The organism is Pseudomonas sp. GX19020 (genome assembly GCF_023371075.1).
Taxonomy (GTDB): domain Bacteria; phylum Pseudomonadota; class Alphaproteobacteria; order Rhodobacterales; family Rhodobacteraceae; genus Pseudogemmobacter.
The window spans coordinates 778,086-796,945 of the sequence record NZ_JAMCCR010000001.1; the positions used below are offsets into that span (position 1 = coordinate 778,086).

Genomic DNA, 18,860 nt, shown 5'->3' on the forward strand with positions numbered 1-18,860 from the left:
GCCATCCTCCACGGCCCAGAGGTGCAGCATTACGCGAACCTCGGCCACGACATAACCGCCCGAGGCATGACCCAGAAACGCCACGCGGGCCGGGGCCAGGGCGATTGCAGGCAGGTTGTCGGGGCGGATGGAACCGGCCCGGATATGGAGGTGGCTTCAAATGGGGGTGCTTGCATCACTCATGCAAGGGTAATCCTCCCCTTTTTAACGGGGTCTGGCCGTAGAACTCACGCAGCCATTTTCAGTTTCTGTGCGGGTGTTATTCCGCCGGTGCCGATGTTGGGTCGCTCGTTGTTATAAGTCCACAGCCAGTTGGTTGCGATGTTCTGTGCCTCCGCGATGGTTTCAAAGATTTAGAGGCCGAGCCATTCATGGCGGACGGTGCGGTTGCAGCGCTCGACGTAAGCGCTTTACTGTGGTTTGCCGGGCTGGATATGGGTCAGGGCAATGCCCTGCTTCGCAGCCCAGATCGCTAAGGTTGTGCTGATGTATTCGGGACCGTTGTCGACCCTGATGCCCATGGGCTTGCCGCGCCACTCGATGATCTGGTTCAGCGCCCGAACCACGCGCTCGGCAGGCAACGAGAAGTCGACCTCGATGCCCAAGCCCTCGCGGTTGAAGTCGTCCAGCACGTTCAGCAGCCGGAATTGGCGACCATCGGCGAGCCTGTCAGCCATAAAATCCATGGACCAGACAAGGTTCGGCGCGTCCGGGACGGTAAGGGGTGACACTCCTACCGAGATGAAATAGCGCGCATTCTCCTGCACTAAGGTCACGTCGATGGCCATCGGCACCCACGTTCTCCGAACACAGGATGCCGAAAATGACGCATACTTCCTCACCCGGCGCTTATGCCGAGCGCTCGCGGTGCATGCGCCTTTCCGATGGCGTGAGATAATGGACCGGCTCCAGGATAAGGTCATCAAGAAACATTCCGTTGGCTTTGAACGCCGAAAGGAAGTCGATGTCAGCGCCGGGTATTGCGGCTAGAACCCGACGAAACTCGGAGTAAACACCGCCATACCCCTTGTAGAAAAACGACCCGCCTGCCGGAGCGCTTTCTCCGACAAAAAGCACACGAACTTTTTCCGGACGATAGCTGTGGCGAAGCTTTTCAATATGGCCCATCGGTACCTCACTGCAAAATACGGCACCCGCTCGGAGATTGCAGTGATACCTTCGCTCAATGCACGATGACTATGCCGTCAGCGAAGACAAGTCTTTCATAAAGTGCAGAGCGTGTAGGCGGTGCACGCGCTTTCCGGGCCGATACTGCCGGGGGTAGTACCCTGCCGCTGCTATTGTCCCTGAACTGCCACATATTTCCGGCAAACCGCTCAGCCCTATTTTGTGTGCCATCCCGTCAACCTGCTAATATTGCGCCATAAATCAAGGCAAAGCAGGAGCCGGGAAGATGACGAAGAACAAGATCGAAGGCGCAACCTGGGCCACTGTGACCTTGGCGATGCCGCAGCTTGTCGAGTGGCAGATCGAAGGCGATGCCGCATCGAAGTCGGGCAGCAGCCTGCGCGACTTTGTGACCGCGCTGGCGGCAGCCAGTGAGGGCCGCGAGACGGTGGTCCGGGTGAATCTGGTGCTCAGCCTGTGAGGAGTATTGGGCTCGATTCGAGCATAATGTCGAGGAGAGGTTGGTGACCGCGACAGAGGAGCCGCCCCAAAATCTGGTGACCGCGCGGTGACCGCGTGACATCTTCAGGATATTTTCGAAGATGTCAGCGGGCAAAGAAAAAGGCGCTAGGAGGTTGTTAAACCTACCTTAGCGCCTTCAGAAACATGGTGGGCGATAACGGATTTGAACCGCTGACATCTTCGATGTGAACGAAGCGCTCTACCGCTGAGCTAATCGCCCGGTGAGGGGCTTTTAGCTATCCTCTCCGTCCTCCGCAAGAGGCTCTTTCCCGCTTGCCTCTTTCTTTTCTCCGGCGTTCTTCACTTTTACAGTCAGAACTGTCGCGCCCGATTTATCCGATGATTTCACCACCTTGAGCCTGCCGAGACCGGGCAGGTTCAGCTCTTCTCCGGCCGCAAGCGCGGCTCCAAGCACCGCCAGAACAGCCTCGGACACTTCACGCTGCGTCTTTTTCGGAGCGTCGCTCTGCTCCGCCACACGGACCAGCAGCTCCCTGAGCTTCAGCCCCGCGGATTTCACCCGGGCCTCTTCACCACCCTTGTCCGCCGGCGCAGCCGGGGCTTCTGCCGCTTTGGCGGGCGGCGCCTTTCTGGCCGGGGTCGCCTTCGGTTTCACCGCAGTCTTAAGCGCTGGCATGGCCAAGTTCCCGCATATGTTTCACCTGCACCGAGCTTATCCATCCGCCCCTTGGCCTGCCAATGAAATTGCAGCAGCGCAAAACAAAACGGCGCGGCAGGTGGGGCCTGCCGCGCCGTCTTTGCTGTCAGCCTGTGATCAATGAGCGACCTGAGCCCGGTCGCGGCTTTCCGCTGCGCGGGCGGCAGCGGCAGCCTCTTCGGCAGCCTCATCCCAGTCAACCGGCTCGGGCTGACGGGTCAGGGCGCGGGCGAGAACCTCACGCACATGGGTCACCGGCACGATCTCCAGGCCCTCTTTCACATTGGCAGGGATCTCGGCGAGATCCTTTTCGTTCTCTTCAGGGATGAACACCGTGCGGATGCCGCCCCGAAGTGCCGCGAGCAGTTTCTCTTTCAGGCCCCCGATCGGCATCGCATTGCCGCGCAAGGAAACCTCACCGGTCATTGCAATGTCCTTGCGGACCGGAATACCGGTCAGCGCCGAGACAATCGCCGTCACCATCGCGAGACCTGCAGAAGGCCCATCTTTCGGCGTCGCCCCATCCGGCACGTGAACGTGAATGTCCACCGTGTCAAACTTCGGCGGCTTGATTCCGAGCTGCGGGCTGATCGAGCGCACATAGGAGGAGGCCGCGTCGATGGATTCCTTCATCACATCGCCGAGTTTGCCGGTCGTCTTCATACGGCCCTTACCGGGCAGTTTCAGCGCCTCGATATGCAGCAGATCACCGCCGACAGAGGTCCAGGCAAGCCCCGTGACCACACCGACCTGATCTTCCTTCTCGGCCAGACCGTAGCGGTAACGCTGCACGCCGAGATATTCCTCGGCCTTGGCGGGCGTCACATCAACGGATTTCGACTGACCTTTCAGGATCTCGGTCACCGATTTCCGCGCCAGTTTCGCGATTTCCCGCTCAAGATTCCGCACCCCTGCCTCACGCGTATAATAGCGGATGACATGGTTCAGCGTCTCGTCCGGGACAGCGAATTCGCCCTTCTTCAGGCCATTCGCCTTGACCTGCTTCGGCAGCAGATATTGCTTCGCGATCTCGCGTTTCTCGTCTTCGGTATAGCCCGAAAGCGGGATGATCTCCATCCGGTCAAGCAGCGGCCCCGGCATGTTGTAGGAGTTCGCCGTGGTGATGAACATCACGTTCGAGAGGTCATACTCGACCTCCAGATAGTGGTCCACAAAGGTGCCGTTCTGTTCCGGGTCAAGAACCTCCAGCAGTGCCGATGCCGGATCGCCCCGGAAATCCTGGCCCATCTTGTCGATTTCATCAAGCAGGATCAGCGGGTTGGTGGTCTTGGCCTTTTTCAGCGCCTGGATGATCTTGCCGGGCATCGAGCCGATATAGGTCCGTCGATGTCCGCGGATCTCGGATTCGTCGCGCACGCCGCCAAGCGAGATGCGGATGAATTCACGACCCGTGGCTTTCGCGACCGAACGGCCAAGCGAGGTTTTCCCCACGCCGGGCGGGCCGACGAGGCAGAGGATCGGGCCCTTGAGCTTCGTCGCCCGCGCCTGAACGGCGAGATATTCGACGATCCGCTCTTTGACCTTTTCCAGCCCGTAATGATCGCTGTCGAGCACCTTCTGCGCGGCCGGCAGGTCTTTCTTGGTGCGCGACTTCACGCCCCAGGGAACGCCCAGCAGCCAGTCGAGATAGTTGCGCACAACGGTGGCCTCGGCCGACATCGGCGACATCGATTTCAGCTTCTTGACCTCGGCATCGGCCTTTTCGCGTGCTTCTTTGGACAGCTGGGTCTTTGCGATCCGCGCTTCCAGTTCGGCAATCTCGTTCTGGCCGTCCTCGCCATCGCCGAGTTCCTTCTGAATGGCCTTCATCTGCTCATTCAGATAATACTCGCGCTGCGTCTTCTCCATCTGGGTCTTGACGCGGGTCTTGATCTTCTTCTCGACCTGGAGGACGGAAAGCTCGCCCTGCATCTGGCCGTAAACCTTCTCAAGCCGCTCGGAGATCACCAGGGTTTCAAGAAGATCCTGTTTCTGCGCCACATCAATCCCAAGATGACCGGCCACCAGATCCGCCAGCCGCGCCGGTTCGCGCGTGTCGGAGACAGCAGCCATCGCCTCTTCGGGGATGTTCTTCTTGATCTTGGCGTAGCGTTCAAACTCTTCGCCAACGGCGCGCAGCAGGGCATTGACCGCTTCCTGATCGCCGGTCTCTTCCGACAGCGGCTCGACGCTCGCCTCGAAGTAAGACGGGTTATCGATAAAGTCGGTGATTTTCACCCGCGACTTGCCCTCAACCAGCACCTTCACGGTGCCATCGGGCAGTTTCAAAAGTTGCAGCACATTGGCAAGCACGCCAGTGCGGTAGATCCCTTCGGGCGAGGGGTCATCAACGGTCGGGTCAAGCTGACTGGACAGGAGGATCTGGCGATCATCCTGCATCACCTCTTCCAGCGCCCGCACCGATTTTTCCCGGCCCACAAACAGCGGCACGATCATATGGGGAAAGACCACGATGTCGCGGAGCGGCAGGACGGGGTAAGTGGAGGTTCTGATATCGCTCATCATTCATCCTTCATTTCGGCAGACAGTGCGGCCCCGGGTATCGGCAGCCATCGCCATCTCCATCGGATCGCCTGTTAATCTGTGTTGACCACAGTATGAATTCAAGTCTCCCCCCCTCTCGCGGGGTCAGCAAGGCAGAATAGCGTGCGGGCATGGCTCTGCAAGAGGGGTTGGCATCCGAAATAGCCAAGTGACCCGGAACTCCATCCCCACCAAAGCCCGGGCCGGGACATTTTTTCCCTGTTCGCGCCACATCATCGCCCGGAAGCAGGATAACAAAAAGGTGACACCAACCAGGACCCGGGTCATGCTCAGGCGGATCATTCACCAGTATAAGCGCATGCTCTTCGGTGGCACCTTGCTGACCCTGACGCTTTGCTATGCCCTTTATGCGATGGACCAGTTCGACGCGGGCATGGTCGAGAGATTGCAAACGCCAGAGGGGCTCATCGCCATCGCCGTCCTCAGTTTTGGCTTTATCGCCCTGTGCACTGCGCTTCTTGCGGCTTTCACGCCGCGCTTTCTCGACGTGATCGAGGTCCTGCTCATCTCCCTCGCCCTGACAGCGCTGATCGTCTCGGTCCTGGAACGGATCATGCCACCGCTGATGGCGCTGATCGGCCCAAATCTGCCGAAGCCGCGCGACCTGACCCATTGGGGCGAGGTTGCAGGCTGGGCGGAATGGAGCATCCTTTTTGCCTGTTTCTGCCTTGTTTGTCGTTTTTCAATCGGCCCCTGCCCGGACTGGATGCGCAGCAATGCAGGCCCATATCGGGGTCGCTTCACCTCACCAGAACCTCCCGATGAGGCGTGGAAGCTGCTTTACCCGCTGCCTGGACAGCTGGACCGCTATTTTTACCCTGAAAGCACCGTCAGTGCCGCCCCCGAGGGGAGCAGCGCCGATTTCATGCTTCAAAGAAAAGGCGAGTCCCCGCATCTGGTCACCGTCCATGACTATATGCCCGGACGGCAGATCAGCATGGAAATGAACTTCTGGGATCCCGATGGGAAAGCAGCCTTCCCGGCGCTCGGCGGCACATTGTCTTTCACGCTCAGTCCCGACCCAGGTGGCGGCAGCAAGATCTCCTGGCAGGAAACTGTCCGCGGCGCATATCCGATGCTGCGCCTCGGTATGGCGCTGAGCTGCATCGCCCGCGAGGTGAATGACGGCTACGCCGCACGGGCAAACGGGCGCCCGGACCGTTCCCTGCTCGCCACGGGCACCCCACAAATGCCGCCGCGCTGAATTCTGTGGCTGGCACCCGGTCAGAGCGGCTCGATATCGCCCTCTGCCCGTTTTGCATGGAAATCTGCGACAAAAGCTGACAGTCGCCCTGCTCCGACGGCGTCACGCAGGCCGGCCATCAGTTCCTGATAGTAGTGCAGGTTGTGCCAGGTCAGCAGCATCGAGGCAATGATCTCCTGCGACCGCAGCACATGGTGCAGATAGGCGCGGGAATAGTTGCGGCAGGCCGGGCAGGTGCAAGCCTCGTCCAGCGGGCGCGGATCGTCCTGATGGCGGGCGTTCTTGATATTCACCTGACCGCGCCGGGTCCAGGCCTGGCCCGTCCGCCCTGACCGCGACGGCAGCACGCAGTCCATCATATCGATGCCGCGCTCGACCGCGCCGACGATGTCATCGGGCTTGCCGACGCCCATCAGATAGCGCGGCTTGTCCTCTGGCAGGAAGCCTGGCGCATAGTCGAGAACGCCAAACATCGCCTCCTGCCCCTCGCCCACGGCGAGGCCGCCGACCGCATAGCCGTCAAAGCCGATCTCTGTCAGGGCTTTGGCGGATTCCTCTCGCAGATCGCGGGTAACGCCGCCCTGCATGATCCCGAACAGCGCATGGCCAGGCCTGTCGCCAAAGGCATCGCGCGAGCGCTGTGCCCAGCGCATCGAAAGCCGCATCGATTTCGCGACCTCTTCCTCGGTCGCCGGCAGCGCCGGGCATTCGTCGAAACACATCACGATATCCGATCCCAGCAGCTTCTGGATCTCCATCGAGCGCTCGGGCGAGAGCATGTGTTTTGAGCCGTCGACATGGGAAGAGAACTTCACCCCCTCCTCGGTCAGCTTCCTCAGCCCCGCGAGGCTCATGACCTGGAAGCCGCCGGAATCGGTGAGGATCGGCTTTTGCCAGTTCATGAATTTATGCAACCCGCCAAGGCGGTCGATCCGCTCCGCCCCGGGGCGCAGCATCAGGTGATAGGTATTCCCGAGCAGGATATCCGCCCCGGTCGCGGCAACCGACTCCGGCATCATCGCCTTGACCGTCGCCGCCGTGCCGACCGGCATGAAAGCAGGCGTGCGGATATCGCCGCGGGGCGTATGGATCACCCCCAGCCGCGCCGCGCCATCTGTCGCCTTCACCTCGAACGAGAACCGCTCCTGCATCACCATCTCCTGCCGCATCCTGGGTCGCTCCTGCGGATTTTCGCCCGCCTCCGGCCCATATGGGCGGCTTCTGCCACAGTCCGGCAGGATTTGCACTTGCAGAGTCGCTTGCGGTCCGCATTATGAGAATGAACGTTCATTCACGCCCTGCCCCTTCCTGTGCCGCAAGAAAGCTCCTGATGGAATCCCCTGCCGTAACCGCACCGGGTCAGAGCCCGAACCAGCCCCGTACCGCCGGGATCCTCACCGCGATCCGCAGCACCTTTGCCGCGAAGGGGTTTGACGGCACCTCGATGAATGACCTCGCCCGCGCTGCCGGAATGAGCGTCGGTAACTTCTACCGCTACTTCCCGTCGAAAACCGCGATCGTCGAAGCGCTGGTCGCCCAGGATGTCGATGAGGTGCGCGTGCAGTTCCAGGCCGTATTGGCGGCGCCCGACAAGATGGCGGCGCTGCGCGCCGGCATCGCGCAGCATCTCGAAGAGACCGGCCCCGATGACTGCCGGCTGGCGGCTGAGATATCGGCAAGTGCGCTCCGGCAATCCGAGATCTCGACGACCTGCCAGCGGATGGAAGAAACCGTCTGCGACATGCTGCTTGAGGTTTTCGCTGCCGTCTCCGGGCTTTCTCCCGAGACCTGCCGCGCGCGTTTCAGCTCGCAGGCCCGCTTTGTGGTCCTGGTGCTGCGCGGCTATGGCCAGCGCTCTGACCTGAGCCCCGACCCGATGCTGTCCCAGCTGATCCGGCGCAGCATTGACCAGATCCTTGACGATATCCCTCTCGCTCCTGCTCACGGTTGACCGATGCGCCAGCTTCTTGCGATTGCCGCCCTTGCCGCCCTGCCCGCTTTCCCGCTTCTGGCCGAAGACCAGCCAGCGCCCGGGATTGCCCTGCCGGCGATCCATGTCACCCCGGTCACGATGCAGGATCTGACCCAGCGCCTGATCGTCACCGGGCTGATCGCTGCGGTCGAAGAGGTCCAGGTGCAGCCATTGATCGAGGGGCAGCCCATCGAGGAACTGCGCGCCGATATCGGCGACTATGTCGAAACCGGCGCGGTTCTGGCGGTGCTGTCTTCATCGTCTCTCGACCTCCAGCGCGCACAAAGCCTAGCGGGTCTGGCCCAAGCAAAGGCGGCGATTGCCCAGTCCGAGGCGCAGCAGATCGAGGCCCGCGCCGCGCGGGACGAGGCAAAACGCGTGTCCGAACGCACTGCCAGGCTCGAGGCACAGGGCACCGCGACTTCAGCGGCCTCCGACAGCGCTTCGGCGGCGCTCCAGGCGGCCGAAGCGCGGGTTGATCTGGCGCATGAGACCCTGGCGGCCGCAAAGGCGCAGGCCGATCTTGCGGCAGCGCAGCTTGCCAATGTCGATCTCATGCTGACCCGGACCGAGGTAAAGGCCCCCTATGGCGGGCGCATCACCGCAAGGAATGCCACCATCGGCGCGGTCGCCTCGGCGCAAGGGATGCCGATGTTCGTTCTGGAAAAAGACGGCGCTCTGGAATTGCGCGCCGATGTGCCAGAGGCCGCGCTGCCCGCCTTGCGCGCCGGCCAGGCTGTGCACCTCCGCGCCGCCGGCCTCGCCGACATGCCCGGCGGCACGATGCGCCTGATCGAACCCGCCATCGACACCACCACCCGTCAGGGCCGCGCGCGGATCAGCCTGCCGCCCGAGCCCTCTCTGAGGACCGGCATGTTTGCCGAAGCGACGATAACGCTGGCGCAGGATCACCTGCCCGCCGTGCCGCTTTCGGCGATCAGCAGCAAAGAGGGCGGCGAGATGCTCCTGCGGATACGGGGCGGGATCGTCGAAGAGATCCCGGTGGTTGTGATGATCCGCGATCAGGGGTTTGCGGGGCTTGCGGCGGGCGATCTGCAGCCCGGTGATCTGGTCGTCACCCGCGCCGGCGCCTTCATCCGCCCTGGCGAGAAGGTCAATCCGGTCACGGGAGCATCACCCGCCGCAGCGCCGGCGCCCAAAAATCCGGCTCCCCGGGACCCGGCCAGCCCGAACCCGGTGCAGTGAGGACTATCTGATGAATTTCTCTGCCTGGGCAATCCGCAACCCCGTCGCGCCGATCCTTGCCTTTGTCCTCCTGATGGCGCTTGGCTGGCAAAGCTTCAACAAGCTGCCGATCACGCGCTTTCCCAATATCGACCTGCCGCTGGTCTCGGTCACCGTCGCCCAGGCCGGCGCCGCACCCGCAGAGCTGGAAACCCAGGTCAGCAAAGAGATCGAGGATGCCGTCGCCGGGCTGAACGGGGTGAAGAATGTCACCTCGAATATCTCGGACGGGCTTTCGACCACGCTGATCGAATTTCGTATGGAGATCCCGACCGAAACGGCGGTCCAGGACGTCAAGGATGCGATTGACCGCATCACCGGCGATCTGCCGGCCGATGTCGAGACCCCCATCGTCACCAAAGTCGATGTCGAGGGCCAGGCGATCCAGACCTTCGCGGTTTCCTCCCCGGCCATGACCATCGAGGAATTGTCATGGTTCACCGATGACACGCTGACCCGCGCCTTGCAGGGCCGGCCCGGCGTGGGCCAGGTCAGCCGCTATGGCGGGGTCGACCGCGAGATCCGCGTCGATCTCGACCCTCTGCGTCTCGGCAGCTACGGCATCACTGCGCTTGCGGTCAGCCAGCAGCTTGCGCAGACCAATGCCGATCTCGGATCGGGCAAGACCGAATTTGGCGGTGGCGAACAGGCGATCCGCACCCTGGGGAACCAGCAGACGGTACAGGGGCTGGCGGATGCGACCATCGCGCTGCCGAATGGCCGTTTCGTCCGCCTTTCCGATCTGGGCGAGGTCCGCGACGGTTACAGCGATCCGCAGAGCTTTGTGCGCCAGGACGGCAATCCGGTGGTGGCGCTGGCGGTCTACCGCTCGAAAGGCGCATCCGAGGTCTCGGTTGCGGCCACTGTGGCCGAGGCACTGACCAGGGTGCGTGCTGATCACCCGGAGGTGCAGATTTCCCTGATCGACGATCAGGTCTATTATACCCAGGGCAATTACCAGGCCGCGCTTGATACGCTGATCGAGGGGTCGATCCTTGCGGTTCTGGTCGTGCTGGTTTTTCTCAGGAACTGGCGCGCGACCTTTATCGCCGCCGTCGCGCTGCCCCTGTCGGCGGTGCCGACCTTCCTTGTGATGGATATGATCGGCTTTTCGCTGAATCTTCTGTCATTCCTCGCGCTGACGCTGGCGACCGGGATCCTCGTCGATGATGCGATTGTCGAAATCGAGAATATCGCGCGGCATATGCGGATGGGAAAATCGCCCTGGCGCGCCTCGATTGATGCGGCGGATGAGATCGGTCTGGCGGTGATTTCTACCTCTGCGACGATCATCGCGGTTTTCGTGCCGGTCTCGTTTATGCCCGGCATTCCCGGACAGTATTTCATGCAATTCGGGCTGACGGTCGCGGTTGCGGTGTTCTTCTCGCTGCTGGTTGCCAGGCTGATCACACCGATGATGTCGGCCTATATCATGCGCCCGAAAGATGCCGACGGCCATACAGATGACCATCGGGATGGTCCGGTGATGCGTTTCTATATGCGGCTTGTAAGGCTGAGCACCGGCCCTGCCCGCATGGGCCGCTGGCGCTTTCTCGCCCGCTACCTGACCCTGATCTTTGCCATCGTGCTGGTGACCGGATCGGTGATCGCCATGTCACGGATTCCCGGCAACCTCTTCCCGCCCGATGACGAAAGCCGCTTCACCATTTCGGTCGAACTGCCGCCCGGCTCGGGTCTCGCAGAAACCGACCGCGTGACCGACGAGATGCGCGCCGCCATCGCCCGGACCGAAGGCATCGAACATATCCTCGTCACCGGCGGCGCATCGCCTCTGGGCGACCGCGAACTGCGCCGCGCCACCATCACCGTGCTGCTGGAACGCCGCGATGTCAGCCTCCTGCGAAGGCTCTCAGATGTGATGGGCCAGCTGCCGCTGATCGGGTCCTGGGCCACATTGCCGCCTTCTGACACCCGCACCCGCCCCCAGGACGTGATCGAGGCCGAAGTCTTTGCCCGTCTTGCCACTCTTCCCGATATCCGCGCCTTCAAGCTCGGGGGCCCCGGAGGACCGGGCGGCCGCCCCCTCGCCTATGACATCCTCTCGCCGGACGCCGATGCGCTGAACAAGGCCATCGAACAGCTGGAAAGCGCGCTGACCGGCGAGCCGCTCCTGATGAATGTCTCAACCGAGGCCACTCTGCCCCGGCCAGAGATCCGCGTCACCCCCCGCCTTGACGAGGCCGCGCGGCTTGGCGTTACCACCGGCGCCATTGCGGCCACCCTGCGCACCGCGACCATCGGCGATTTCGATGCGGCGCTTGCGAAACTCTCGATCGACAATCGCCTGATCCCGATCCGGGTGCGGCTGAATGACGAGGCGCGCGGCGATCCGGACCGGCTGGCCGCGCTGAAGGTTCAGACTGCCACCGGCATTCTGGTGCCGCTGGCCTCGGTCGCCGATATCTCCATCTCGCAGGGTCCGGCGCAGATCAAACGGCTGAACCGGCTCCGGGTCGCGCAGATCGGCGCCGACCTCGCCTCCGGCGTAGCCCTTGGCGACGCCACCGCGCAGTTCGACGCGGTCACTGCGGCGCTTGATCTGCCCGAAGGCGTCATCCTGCGCCCCTCGGGCGATGCCGAGATCCAGGCCGAACTTCTCGACAGTTTCGCCAATGCTATGATCATGGGGCTGATGCTGGTCCTGTCAGTGCTGATCCTTCTGTTCCGCTCGGTCATTCAGCCGATCACCATTCTCGCCTCGCTGCTCCTCTCGGTCGGAGGCGTCGCCATCGCCCTGATCATCACCAATAACCCGGTCTCGATGCCGGTGCTGATCGGCATTCTGATGCTGATGGGGATTGTCACGAAAAACGCCATCCTGCTGATCGATTTCGCCATCGAGATGCGCGCGCGCGGCATGGAGCGGATCGCCGCCGTGGTCGAGGCCGGCCATAAGCGTGCCCGCCCCATCGTCATGACCTCGATCGCGATGTCGGCAGGGATGTTGCCTTCGGCGCTTGGCGTGGGCGAAGGCGGAACCTTCCGCGCACCGATGGCCATCGCAGTCACCGGCGGCATCATCGTCTCAACGGTCCTCAGCCTCGTGATCGTGCCGGCCTTCTACCTGATCATGGACGATATCTCGCGCCTCTTCGCCTGGATCTTCGGCCGCCTGATCGGCAGCCCGGAGCGCGAACCGGAGGCCCCACCAGCCGAAGAACTTGCCGCCCGCATCGAAACCCTCAGCAAAAGGCTCGACAGCCTCACCCCGGCACGACACCGCAGCCACGCCGCCGAATAACTGTTCTTCCTGACCCAGGTATTTCGACGGGAGGCCGATGGCCGTGGGGGTCAGCGCCCCCAGCCTCGCTGGCCCCTCACACTTTGCGGCAGTAAAGCTCCAGCCGGTGATGGACGATCTCGTAGCCCATCTCGGCCGCAATCCGGCGCTGCAGGTCCTCGATCTTTTCGCTGTGGAATTCGATGATTTCGCCACTGTCGAGATCAAGGATATGATCGTGATGCCCCTGCGCCGCCACTTCGAACCGGGCCGAGCCGTTCTCAAATGAATGGCGATGGATCACGCCCTCGCGCTCCAGCACCGTCAGCGTCCGGTACACGGTCGCCAAAGACACCGTGTCATCGATCACCTGCGCGCGGCGGTGCAGCTCGGTTGCATCCGGGTGATCGGCGGATTCGGTCAGGACCCGGACCAGCGCCTCGCGCTGCCGGGTCACCCGCACCCCGCCATCGCGGAGCGCCTGGGTCATTCTTGCTGCCTGATCGGAGTGTTTTGCTTTCATGCCAGGACCTTACCATGTCCGTTCTCAGATGGAAACCGCAGTTGAGAATCCATCCACAGCTTCCTCGCCTCCTGGGCACATAGCCGCCGCTATTGATACCTGAGCGCCTCGATCGAATCCATCCGCACCCTGCGCAAAGTCGGGAACCAGCTGAAGACCATACCGACATTGGCCGAAAGGCGAATGCCATCAGGATCACCAGCGGATCAGCCTCTGCAAGCGTTACATCCGCCGTCTGGAGCCCTACCGCGGCAGAGGACTGGATTGCGTCATGTCAGGCTGCGGCATTCTGCCTTGCAGCACCTGGCCCGGATCGCGCCGGTCGCCGACCGGCGGCCGTGGCGCCTTATCATGGCGGGCGCGGGTAAAGAGCCGTATCGGAGTGTCAGCCCCCGAGGCGAAGTCGCCGTTCCCCCGGGCAAAGGTCGGATCTGCCCTGACCTTCCCAGACCAGCTCAGCTCAGACGGTTGCGAGCCGGGCCTGATGCGCTTCCAGCACCCAGGCGAAAACCTGATCGGCATCGCGGGGCAATTCCTCGGCATGGCCGGCGGCGTAGTTCAGGAAGCCTTCGAGGAAGTGATCCGCCATGCCGCAGAGCACGGGCTTGCCATCCCCAAGCGCCTCGGCCACGGAATCGGCGAGACCATGGCCGTCGGCCTCCTGCTTGCCGAATTTATTGACCATCAGCACATCCGCCGCGCCAAGCCGCTGCGCCACGATCACTGCCGCCTCTTCCAGCGCCGACGTGTCGAGCCGGCAGCCGGTCGCCGCGTCACCGCGGTCAAGGCTGATGCGGATCTGCGGCCCTTCGGGCAAAACCCAGAGATCCATGTCGCTTTTCGTGCGCCCCGGGCGCAGCGTATTGATCTGCACCGTGCCCGCCGGGGTCAGACCATGCGCGCTCAGGCGGCGCGCAACGTCCTGGAGCAGGAGGTCGGTCTCGCCCTCGGGGCCAGCAGAAATATAGCCGAGCTTCATGGCAGCCTCTCAGGTCGATGCGTTATGTTTCAACAATTATATCGAACCTTTCTGGCAGGTAAAGCCTCAGCGCCGCACCAGCGCGTCCCGCAGCACCGAAAGCACCATATCCGGCGGCACATCATCGGCCACTAAAGCCTCGCCAATGCCGCGCGCAAGAATGAAGCGCAGCTTGCCGTCGACCACTTTCTTGTCCTGGCCCATCAGGCGCAAAAGCCCCTCGGCATCGGGAAGATCGCCTTCGATATCAGCCAGATCGGTCTTCATCCCCATCGCTTTGAGATGGGCGCGAACCCGGCTCGGCGCCTCCTGGGCGCAAAGCCCAAGCCGCTGCGACAGCTCGAATGCCAGCGCGCAGCCGATGGCCACGCCCTCGCCATGCAAAAGACGGCCGGAATAACCGGTCGCGTTTTCCAGCGCGTGACAGAACGTATGGCCGAGGTTCAGAAGCGCGCGCTCGCCTTCTTCGGTCTCGTCGCGTTCGACGATCCCGGCCTTCATCTCGACCGAACGCGTCACCGCCTTCAGCCGCGCCTCGCGGTCACCGCGCGCCAGCGCCGGTCCCTCAGTTTCCAGCCAGTCAAAGAACAGCGGATCCCCTAGAAGGCCGTATTTCACCACTTCGCCATAGCCGGCCAGAAAGTCGCGCGGTGTCAGCGTTTCCAGCACACCGATATCAGCGAGCACCAGCGAGGGCTGGTGAAAGGCGCCGACCAGGTTCTTGCCCTGGGGCGTGTTGATCCCGGTCTTGCCGCCGACCGAACTGTCGACCTGGGCGAGCAGCGAGGTCGGGATCTGCACGAATCGAACGCCGCGACGCAGCACGGCCGCAGCGAAACCGACGAGATCCCCGATCACACCGCCGCCAAAAGCGACCACGACATCTTTGCGCTCGACCTTTTGCTCCAGCAGCCATTCGACGGTCTGCGACAGAGAGCTCCAGGACTTGGTCGCCTCGCCCGCCGGCAGTGCCATATGGGACATTTCAATGCCGATAATGGCAAGACCGGCCCTTAGCCGTTCCAGATGCAGCGCGCCGACCGTCTCATCGGTGACCACGGCCAGCTTCTTTCTGCGCAGCATCGGCAGGATTGCCGAACCTGCATTATCGATCAGACCAGAGCCGATCCGAACCTCATAGGAGCGCTCGCCCAGATTGACCGGCACAATATTCAACATGTTCTTCTCCGGATTCCCGTCAGAGTTCTTCCAGCACATCGGGGCGCGTCACCAGCGCCCCGACGACCCGCGCCGCCATCTGTTCGACCGAAAGGCCGGCCGCCGAATCCACTTCCAGATCGGCAAGCCGGTAAGACGGCTCGCGCGCGGCACAAAGCTCCATAAGCGTCTGGCGCGGATTGGCGGTGCGCAGCAGGGGCCGCGTCGTCTTGTGCCGCACGCGCTGCCACAGGACTTCGGGCTCGGCCTTCAGCCAGACCGAGATCCCGTGTTCCGCAATCTGGTCGCGGTTGCGGACAGCCAGAAAGGCGCCGCCCCCGGTCGAGAGCACCGCCGGGCGGCCGCGCAACAGCCTGCCGATCACCTCGAATTCGCGGTCGCGAAAGAACGGCTCGCCATCGCGGTCAAAGATCTCGGCAATGCTGCGATCCGCTGCTTTGACGATTTCCTCATCCGAATCGACAAAGGGCACTTTCAGCAGTTTCGCCAGCGCCGTTCCGACGGCGGTTTTCCCCGCCCCCATCATACCGACCATGGCGACGGTCTTTTTCAGTCGATACATTGCCTTCACCATCGCGTGAACGCGGCGGGGATCACGGTAAGCCGCCGCGCTTTTCGTTCTCCAATGGCGTGATCTTGGCCGGAAAGCCATATATATTCACCAGGCGGGCAGACGATCAGGCAGGAAAAGGACCGGATCGGCAGGAATTTCCTGTCCGCGAGGCAGCGCTGAGACAGGCGAATACAAAGGGACTGGTTTATGGGGCGGATTATCAAGGCATTGCTGGTTCTGGCGATTCTCGGCTTTGCGGCGCTGGCCGCCTATGCCTATCTCGTCGATATGACACCGACACCGGCCGAAGTGACAAAACCTGTGGTGCTGGATGCGAGTTGATCGCTTTTGCGCGCTGCTGCCGCGGGCGATTTCCCGATCTGCGCCGCATCCCGGCGCCGGGAGGGCTCTGCGCCGGCTGATGGCGTCGGGGGTCGTTGGCCTCGCCTGCAGCATGGGCAGCGCTCCGGCTTTTGCGGCCGGTGATGATCCGCTGTCGGCGATCGACTGGCTGTCACAATCAGTCAGCACGCCGGGCGCGGGCAAAGCAGGCAAACCTGCCGGTCCGGTCAAGACCATCGAGCCACCGGTGACCAGCGAAGGCGCGCTGCCGGTGACGGTGTCGTCAACCTCGCTCGATATCCCCTCGCCCGATTCCGTCGGGCTGATTTCCCCGGCGGTCTCGGGCCTGCCGCGCAATCTCTGGGGCGCGGGCCTCTCGGATGAGATTGCCCGCGCCGTGATCCGCGACCGGATGGAAAGCCTGCCGGCGCTCCGCCAGCTTTTCCTGACCATGTTGCTGGCCGAAGCCGATCCGCCGATTGACGCCGGCAATGACGGGCGCCTGCTTCTGGCCCGGATCGACAAGCTTTTGCAGATCGGCGCGCTGGAACAGGCAGCGGCGCTGATCGACATTGCAGGGGATGGGACGCCCGATCTGTTCCGCCGCGCCTTCGACATCGCGATCCTGACCGGGCGCGAGGACAAGGCCTGCGAGAGGATGCAAAAAGCCCCGGGTCTGGCGCCGACACTCCCCGCCCATGTCTTTTGCCTCGCCCGTGGCGGGGAATGGGATGCGGCCGCGCTGACCCTGACCAGTGCCGATAAGCTTGGCGATGTCGACAAGGCGCAGACCGCGCTGTTGTCGCGCTTTCTTGACCCCGATCTTTTCGAGGCCGATGCCGTGCCACCGCCGCCCAGCCCGGTGACACCGCTGGACTGGAAGCTTTACGAAGCGATTGGCGAGACCATGCCCACGGGGCGGATGCCCATTGCCTTCGCCTATGCCGAGATCGGACCACAATCGGGCTGGAAGGCCCAGATCGAGGCGGCCGAGCGGCTGACCCGCGCCGGCACCATCGCCCCCAATGTCCTGCTCGGGCTTTATACCGAACGCGACGCGGCGGCGTCGGGCGGGGTCTGGGACCGGGTCGATGCGTTCCAGGCCTTCGATGCGGCGATGCAGTCGAAAGACAAGACCCGGATTGCAGCGACATTGCCGCCGGTCTGGGCGAGGATGCAGGAAGCCGAACTCGAAGTGCCCTTCGCCTCGCTTTACGGCCCCCCCCTGGCGGCGCTGGATCTGCCGCCGGATGTCGCGCGGATCGCCTTTCGCATCGGATTGCTGTCGCCGCAATACGAGGCCATCGCCAGCACGCATAAGGCGCTGGACGAGACCGAGATCTTCCTGACAGGGCTGGCGCTTGGCGATATTACCGGGCTGCGTGCGCCGGATATGATGGGCCGCGCCATCGCCCCGGCCTTCCTGACGCCGGAAATCTCCGACGAGGCGCGTATGCTTCTGGAAGGGATGCGGCTTGGCGAGGCGATTTTGCTGGCGATTGAAGACATCCAGCGTGGCGTTGACGGCAATGTTTCGGGGGTGACACGCGGTCTGTCACTGCTGCGCAAGGTGAAGCTGGAAAATGTCGCCCGCCGCACCGCGCTGGAGCTGATGATCCTCGAGCGGCGGGGCTGAGCCGATGACAGGCCCGACAGCTGGCACAAAAGGGGGGAAACCGCCGGTCAATCCGGCCTGGCGCTGGATCTCGACCTTTCTCGATGCCATCGCAGCCGAAGCTGGCGCGGCGCGCAATACCAGCCTTGCCTATGGCCGCGACCTCAGGGATTTCGCCGAATGGGTCGCGGCTGAGGGTCATGATATCGCGACGCTCGACCGTATGACCATCGAGGCCTATCTGGTCCATTGCGACGCCCAGGGGCTTTCGGCCGCAACACGCGCGCGGCGGCTCTCGTCGATTCGCCAGCTCTACCGTTTCGCTTTTGAGGAAGGCTGGCGCGAGGACAATCCCGGGCTGCGGATTTCCGGCCCCGGCAAATCGAAAAGCCTGCCGAAGACGCTTTCGGTCGAAGAGATCACCCGGCTGCTGGATGCCGCAGCCGGACATGGCCGCAGCCCGGCAGACCGGCTGCGCAACACAGCCCTGATGGAGCTGCTTTACGCCACCGGCATGCGGGTCAGCGAGCTGGTGACCCTGTCCCAGGCGGCAGTGCGCGGCAATCCGGCGATGATCCTTGTCCGCGGCAAGGGCGATAAAGAACGGATGGTGCCGCTCTCGCCCCCGGCGCGCGCGGCGGTTGCGGACTGGCTGACCGCGCTGGATGCGCGCGAGGCCGCACAGAAAGCCGCAGGCCAGCCCGTATCGAAATACCTCTTTCCGGGCAGTGGCGCAGACGGGCATATGACCCGGCAAAGCTTTTTCGTGCTGATCAAGGCCATGGCGGTTGCCGCCGGGATCTCGCCGGCAAAGGTCACCCCGCATGTGCTGCGCCACGCTTTCGCGACGCATCTTCTCGCTGGTGGCGCCGATCTGCGGGTGATCCAGACGCTTTTGGGTCATGCCGATCTGGGCACCACCGAGATCTATACCCATGTGCTGGAAGATGAGCTGAAAGACCTCGTCTATAATCACCATCCGCTGGCGAAACTGCCGGGAAAACCTGGCTGATCCGAGCGGGTCATCCCCCTGCGCGCCCCGGCTGAGACACGAAAATCCGGCACTTCAGTGTGTTCGTGCCACAGGCCGGGCCCTGCCTCCTGGCGAATTTGATCCTGATCAATTCATCGTTG

16 protein-coding genes, 1 tRNA gene and 1 pseudogene are annotated in these 18,860 nt (G+C 62.9%); 8 read left to right on the plus strand and 10 right to left on the minus strand.

Features of this window, described 5'->3' with window-relative positions; genetic code table 11:
* Nucleotides 1–227 precede the first annotated feature (227 nt).
* Together M3484_RS03825 and M3484_RS03830 are read right to left on the minus strand one after the other, a co-directional pair.
* Nucleotides 228–722 (minus strand): annotated as a pseudogene (locus M3484_RS03825) (DDE-type integrase/transposase/recombinase); the annotation flags it as partial.
* A 127-nt stretch (nt 723–849) separates the two neighbouring features.
* A complete protein-coding gene (locus M3484_RS03830; protein ID WP_249495790.1) occupies nt 850–1,128 on the minus strand; it encodes a hypothetical protein in 279 nt (92 codons plus the stop codon).
* Between the two features lie 286 nt (nt 1,129–1,414).
* Here M3484_RS03830 and M3484_RS03835 point away from each other — a divergent pair, with 286 nt between their 5' ends.
* Nucleotides 1,415–1,609: a hypothetical protein gene (locus M3484_RS03835; protein WP_249495791.1), complete on the plus strand. Its 195-nt coding sequence runs from the start codon at nt 1,415–1,417 to the stop codon at nt 1,607–1,609.
* Nucleotides 1,610–1,795: 186 nt separating this feature from the next.
* Here the strand turns inward: M3484_RS03835 and M3484_RS03840 are convergent.
* The 3 genes from M3484_RS03840 to lon form a co-directional block, all read right to left on the minus strand.
* Nucleotides 1,796–1,870, minus strand: a tRNA-Val gene (locus M3484_RS03840).
* A gap of 12 nt (nt 1,871–1,882) precedes the next feature.
* Entirely contained in the window at nt 1,883–2,287 is a 405-nt protein-coding gene (locus M3484_RS03845; protein ID WP_249495792.1) for an HU family DNA-binding protein, read from the minus strand.
* A 138-nt stretch (nt 2,288–2,425) separates the two neighbouring features.
* Nucleotides 2,426–4,831, minus strand: a complete 2,406-nt coding sequence (lon, locus tag M3484_RS03850) for an endopeptidase La (RefSeq protein ID WP_092901742.1) — start codon at nt 4,829–4,831, stop codon at nt 2,426–2,428.
* A 283-nt stretch (nt 4,832–5,114) separates the two neighbouring features.
* On the opposite strand from lon, the gene M3484_RS03855 reads away from it, so the two are divergent.
* A complete protein-coding gene (locus tag M3484_RS03855; RefSeq protein ID WP_249495793.1) occupies nt 5,115–6,077 on the plus strand; it encodes a hypothetical protein in 963 nt (320 codons plus the stop codon).
* 20 nt (nt 6,078–6,097) lie between these two features.
* Here M3484_RS03855 and tgt read toward each other — a convergent pair whose 3' ends face one another.
* Nucleotides 6,098–7,246 carry a tRNA guanosine(34) transglycosylase Tgt gene (gene tgt / locus M3484_RS03860; RefSeq protein ID WP_249495794.1) on the minus strand — a complete coding sequence of 383 codons (1,149 nt, stop codon included), beginning with the start codon at nt 7,244–7,246 and terminating at the stop codon, nt 6,098–6,100.
* Nucleotides 7,247–7,407: 161 nt separating this feature from the next.
* Between tgt and M3484_RS03865 the strand changes: the two genes are divergently transcribed.
* Genes M3484_RS03865 through M3484_RS03875 form a run of 3 tightly spaced genes read left to right on the plus strand, consistent with a single transcriptional unit; the run spans nt 7,408 to nt 12,556 of the window.
* On the plus strand, nt 7,408–8,028 hold the full coding sequence (locus M3484_RS03865; protein ID WP_249495795.1) for a TetR/AcrR family transcriptional regulator: 621 nt from the start codon (nt 7,408–7,410) through the stop codon (nt 8,026–8,028).
* Nucleotides 8,029–8,031: 3 nt separating this feature from the next.
* Nucleotides 8,032–9,255, plus strand: coding sequence for an efflux RND transporter periplasmic adaptor subunit (locus tag M3484_RS03870; RefSeq protein WP_249495796.1), 1,224 nt, complete (start codon nt 8,032–8,034; stop codon nt 9,253–9,255).
* Between the two features lie 10 nt (nt 9,256–9,265).
* Nucleotides 9,266–12,556, plus strand: a complete 3,291-nt coding sequence (locus tag M3484_RS03875; protein ID WP_249495797.1) for an efflux RND transporter permease subunit — start codon at nt 9,266–9,268, stop codon at nt 12,554–12,556.
* 76 nt (nt 12,557–12,632) lie between these two features.
* Here M3484_RS03875 and M3484_RS03880 read toward each other — a convergent pair whose 3' ends face one another.
* The 4 genes from M3484_RS03880 to M3484_RS03895 all read right to left on the minus strand — a co-directional run bounded on the left by M3484_RS03880 (nt 12,633) and on the right by M3484_RS03895 (nt 15,778).
* Complete coding sequence (locus tag M3484_RS03880) at nt 12,633–13,025, minus strand: Fur family transcriptional regulator (protein ID WP_092898085.1); 393 nt, start codon at nt 13,023–13,025, stop codon at nt 12,633–12,635.
* A gap of 493 nt (nt 13,026–13,518) precedes the next feature.
* Nucleotides 13,519–14,037, minus strand: coding sequence for a DUF2478 domain-containing protein (locus tag M3484_RS03885; protein ID WP_092898087.1), 519 nt, complete (start codon nt 14,035–14,037; stop codon nt 13,519–13,521).
* A 66-nt stretch (nt 14,038–14,103) separates the two neighbouring features.
* Nucleotides 14,104–15,216 (minus strand): 3-dehydroquinate synthase, encoded by a 1,113-nt coding sequence (aroB, locus tag M3484_RS03890; protein ID WP_249495798.1) that lies wholly within the window; start codon nt 15,214–15,216, stop codon nt 14,104–14,106.
* 19 nt (nt 15,217–15,235) lie between these two features.
* Nucleotides 15,236–15,778 (minus strand): shikimate kinase, encoded by a 543-nt coding sequence (locus tag M3484_RS03895; RefSeq protein WP_092898091.1) that lies wholly within the window; start codon nt 15,776–15,778, stop codon nt 15,236–15,238.
* A gap of 198 nt (nt 15,779–15,976) precedes the next feature.
* Between M3484_RS03895 and M3484_RS23570 the strand changes: the two genes are divergently transcribed.
* The 3 genes from M3484_RS23570 (at nt 15,977) to M3484_RS03905 (ending at nt 18,738) form a co-directional block, all read left to right on the plus strand.
* Nucleotides 15,977–16,111 (plus strand): hypothetical protein, encoded by a 135-nt coding sequence (locus M3484_RS23570; protein ID WP_092898093.1) that lies wholly within the window; start codon nt 15,977–15,979, stop codon nt 16,109–16,111.
* Between the two features lie 79 nt (nt 16,112–16,190).
* Nucleotides 16,191–17,747, plus strand: coding sequence for a hypothetical protein (locus M3484_RS03900; protein ID WP_249495799.1), 1,557 nt, complete (start codon nt 16,191–16,193; stop codon nt 17,745–17,747).
* A gap of 4 nt (nt 17,748–17,751) precedes the next feature.
* Complete coding sequence (locus M3484_RS03905) at nt 17,752–18,738, plus strand: site-specific tyrosine recombinase XerD (RefSeq protein ID WP_249495800.1); 987 nt, start codon at nt 17,752–17,754, stop codon at nt 18,736–18,738.
* Nucleotides 18,739–18,860: the final 122 nt, after the last annotated feature.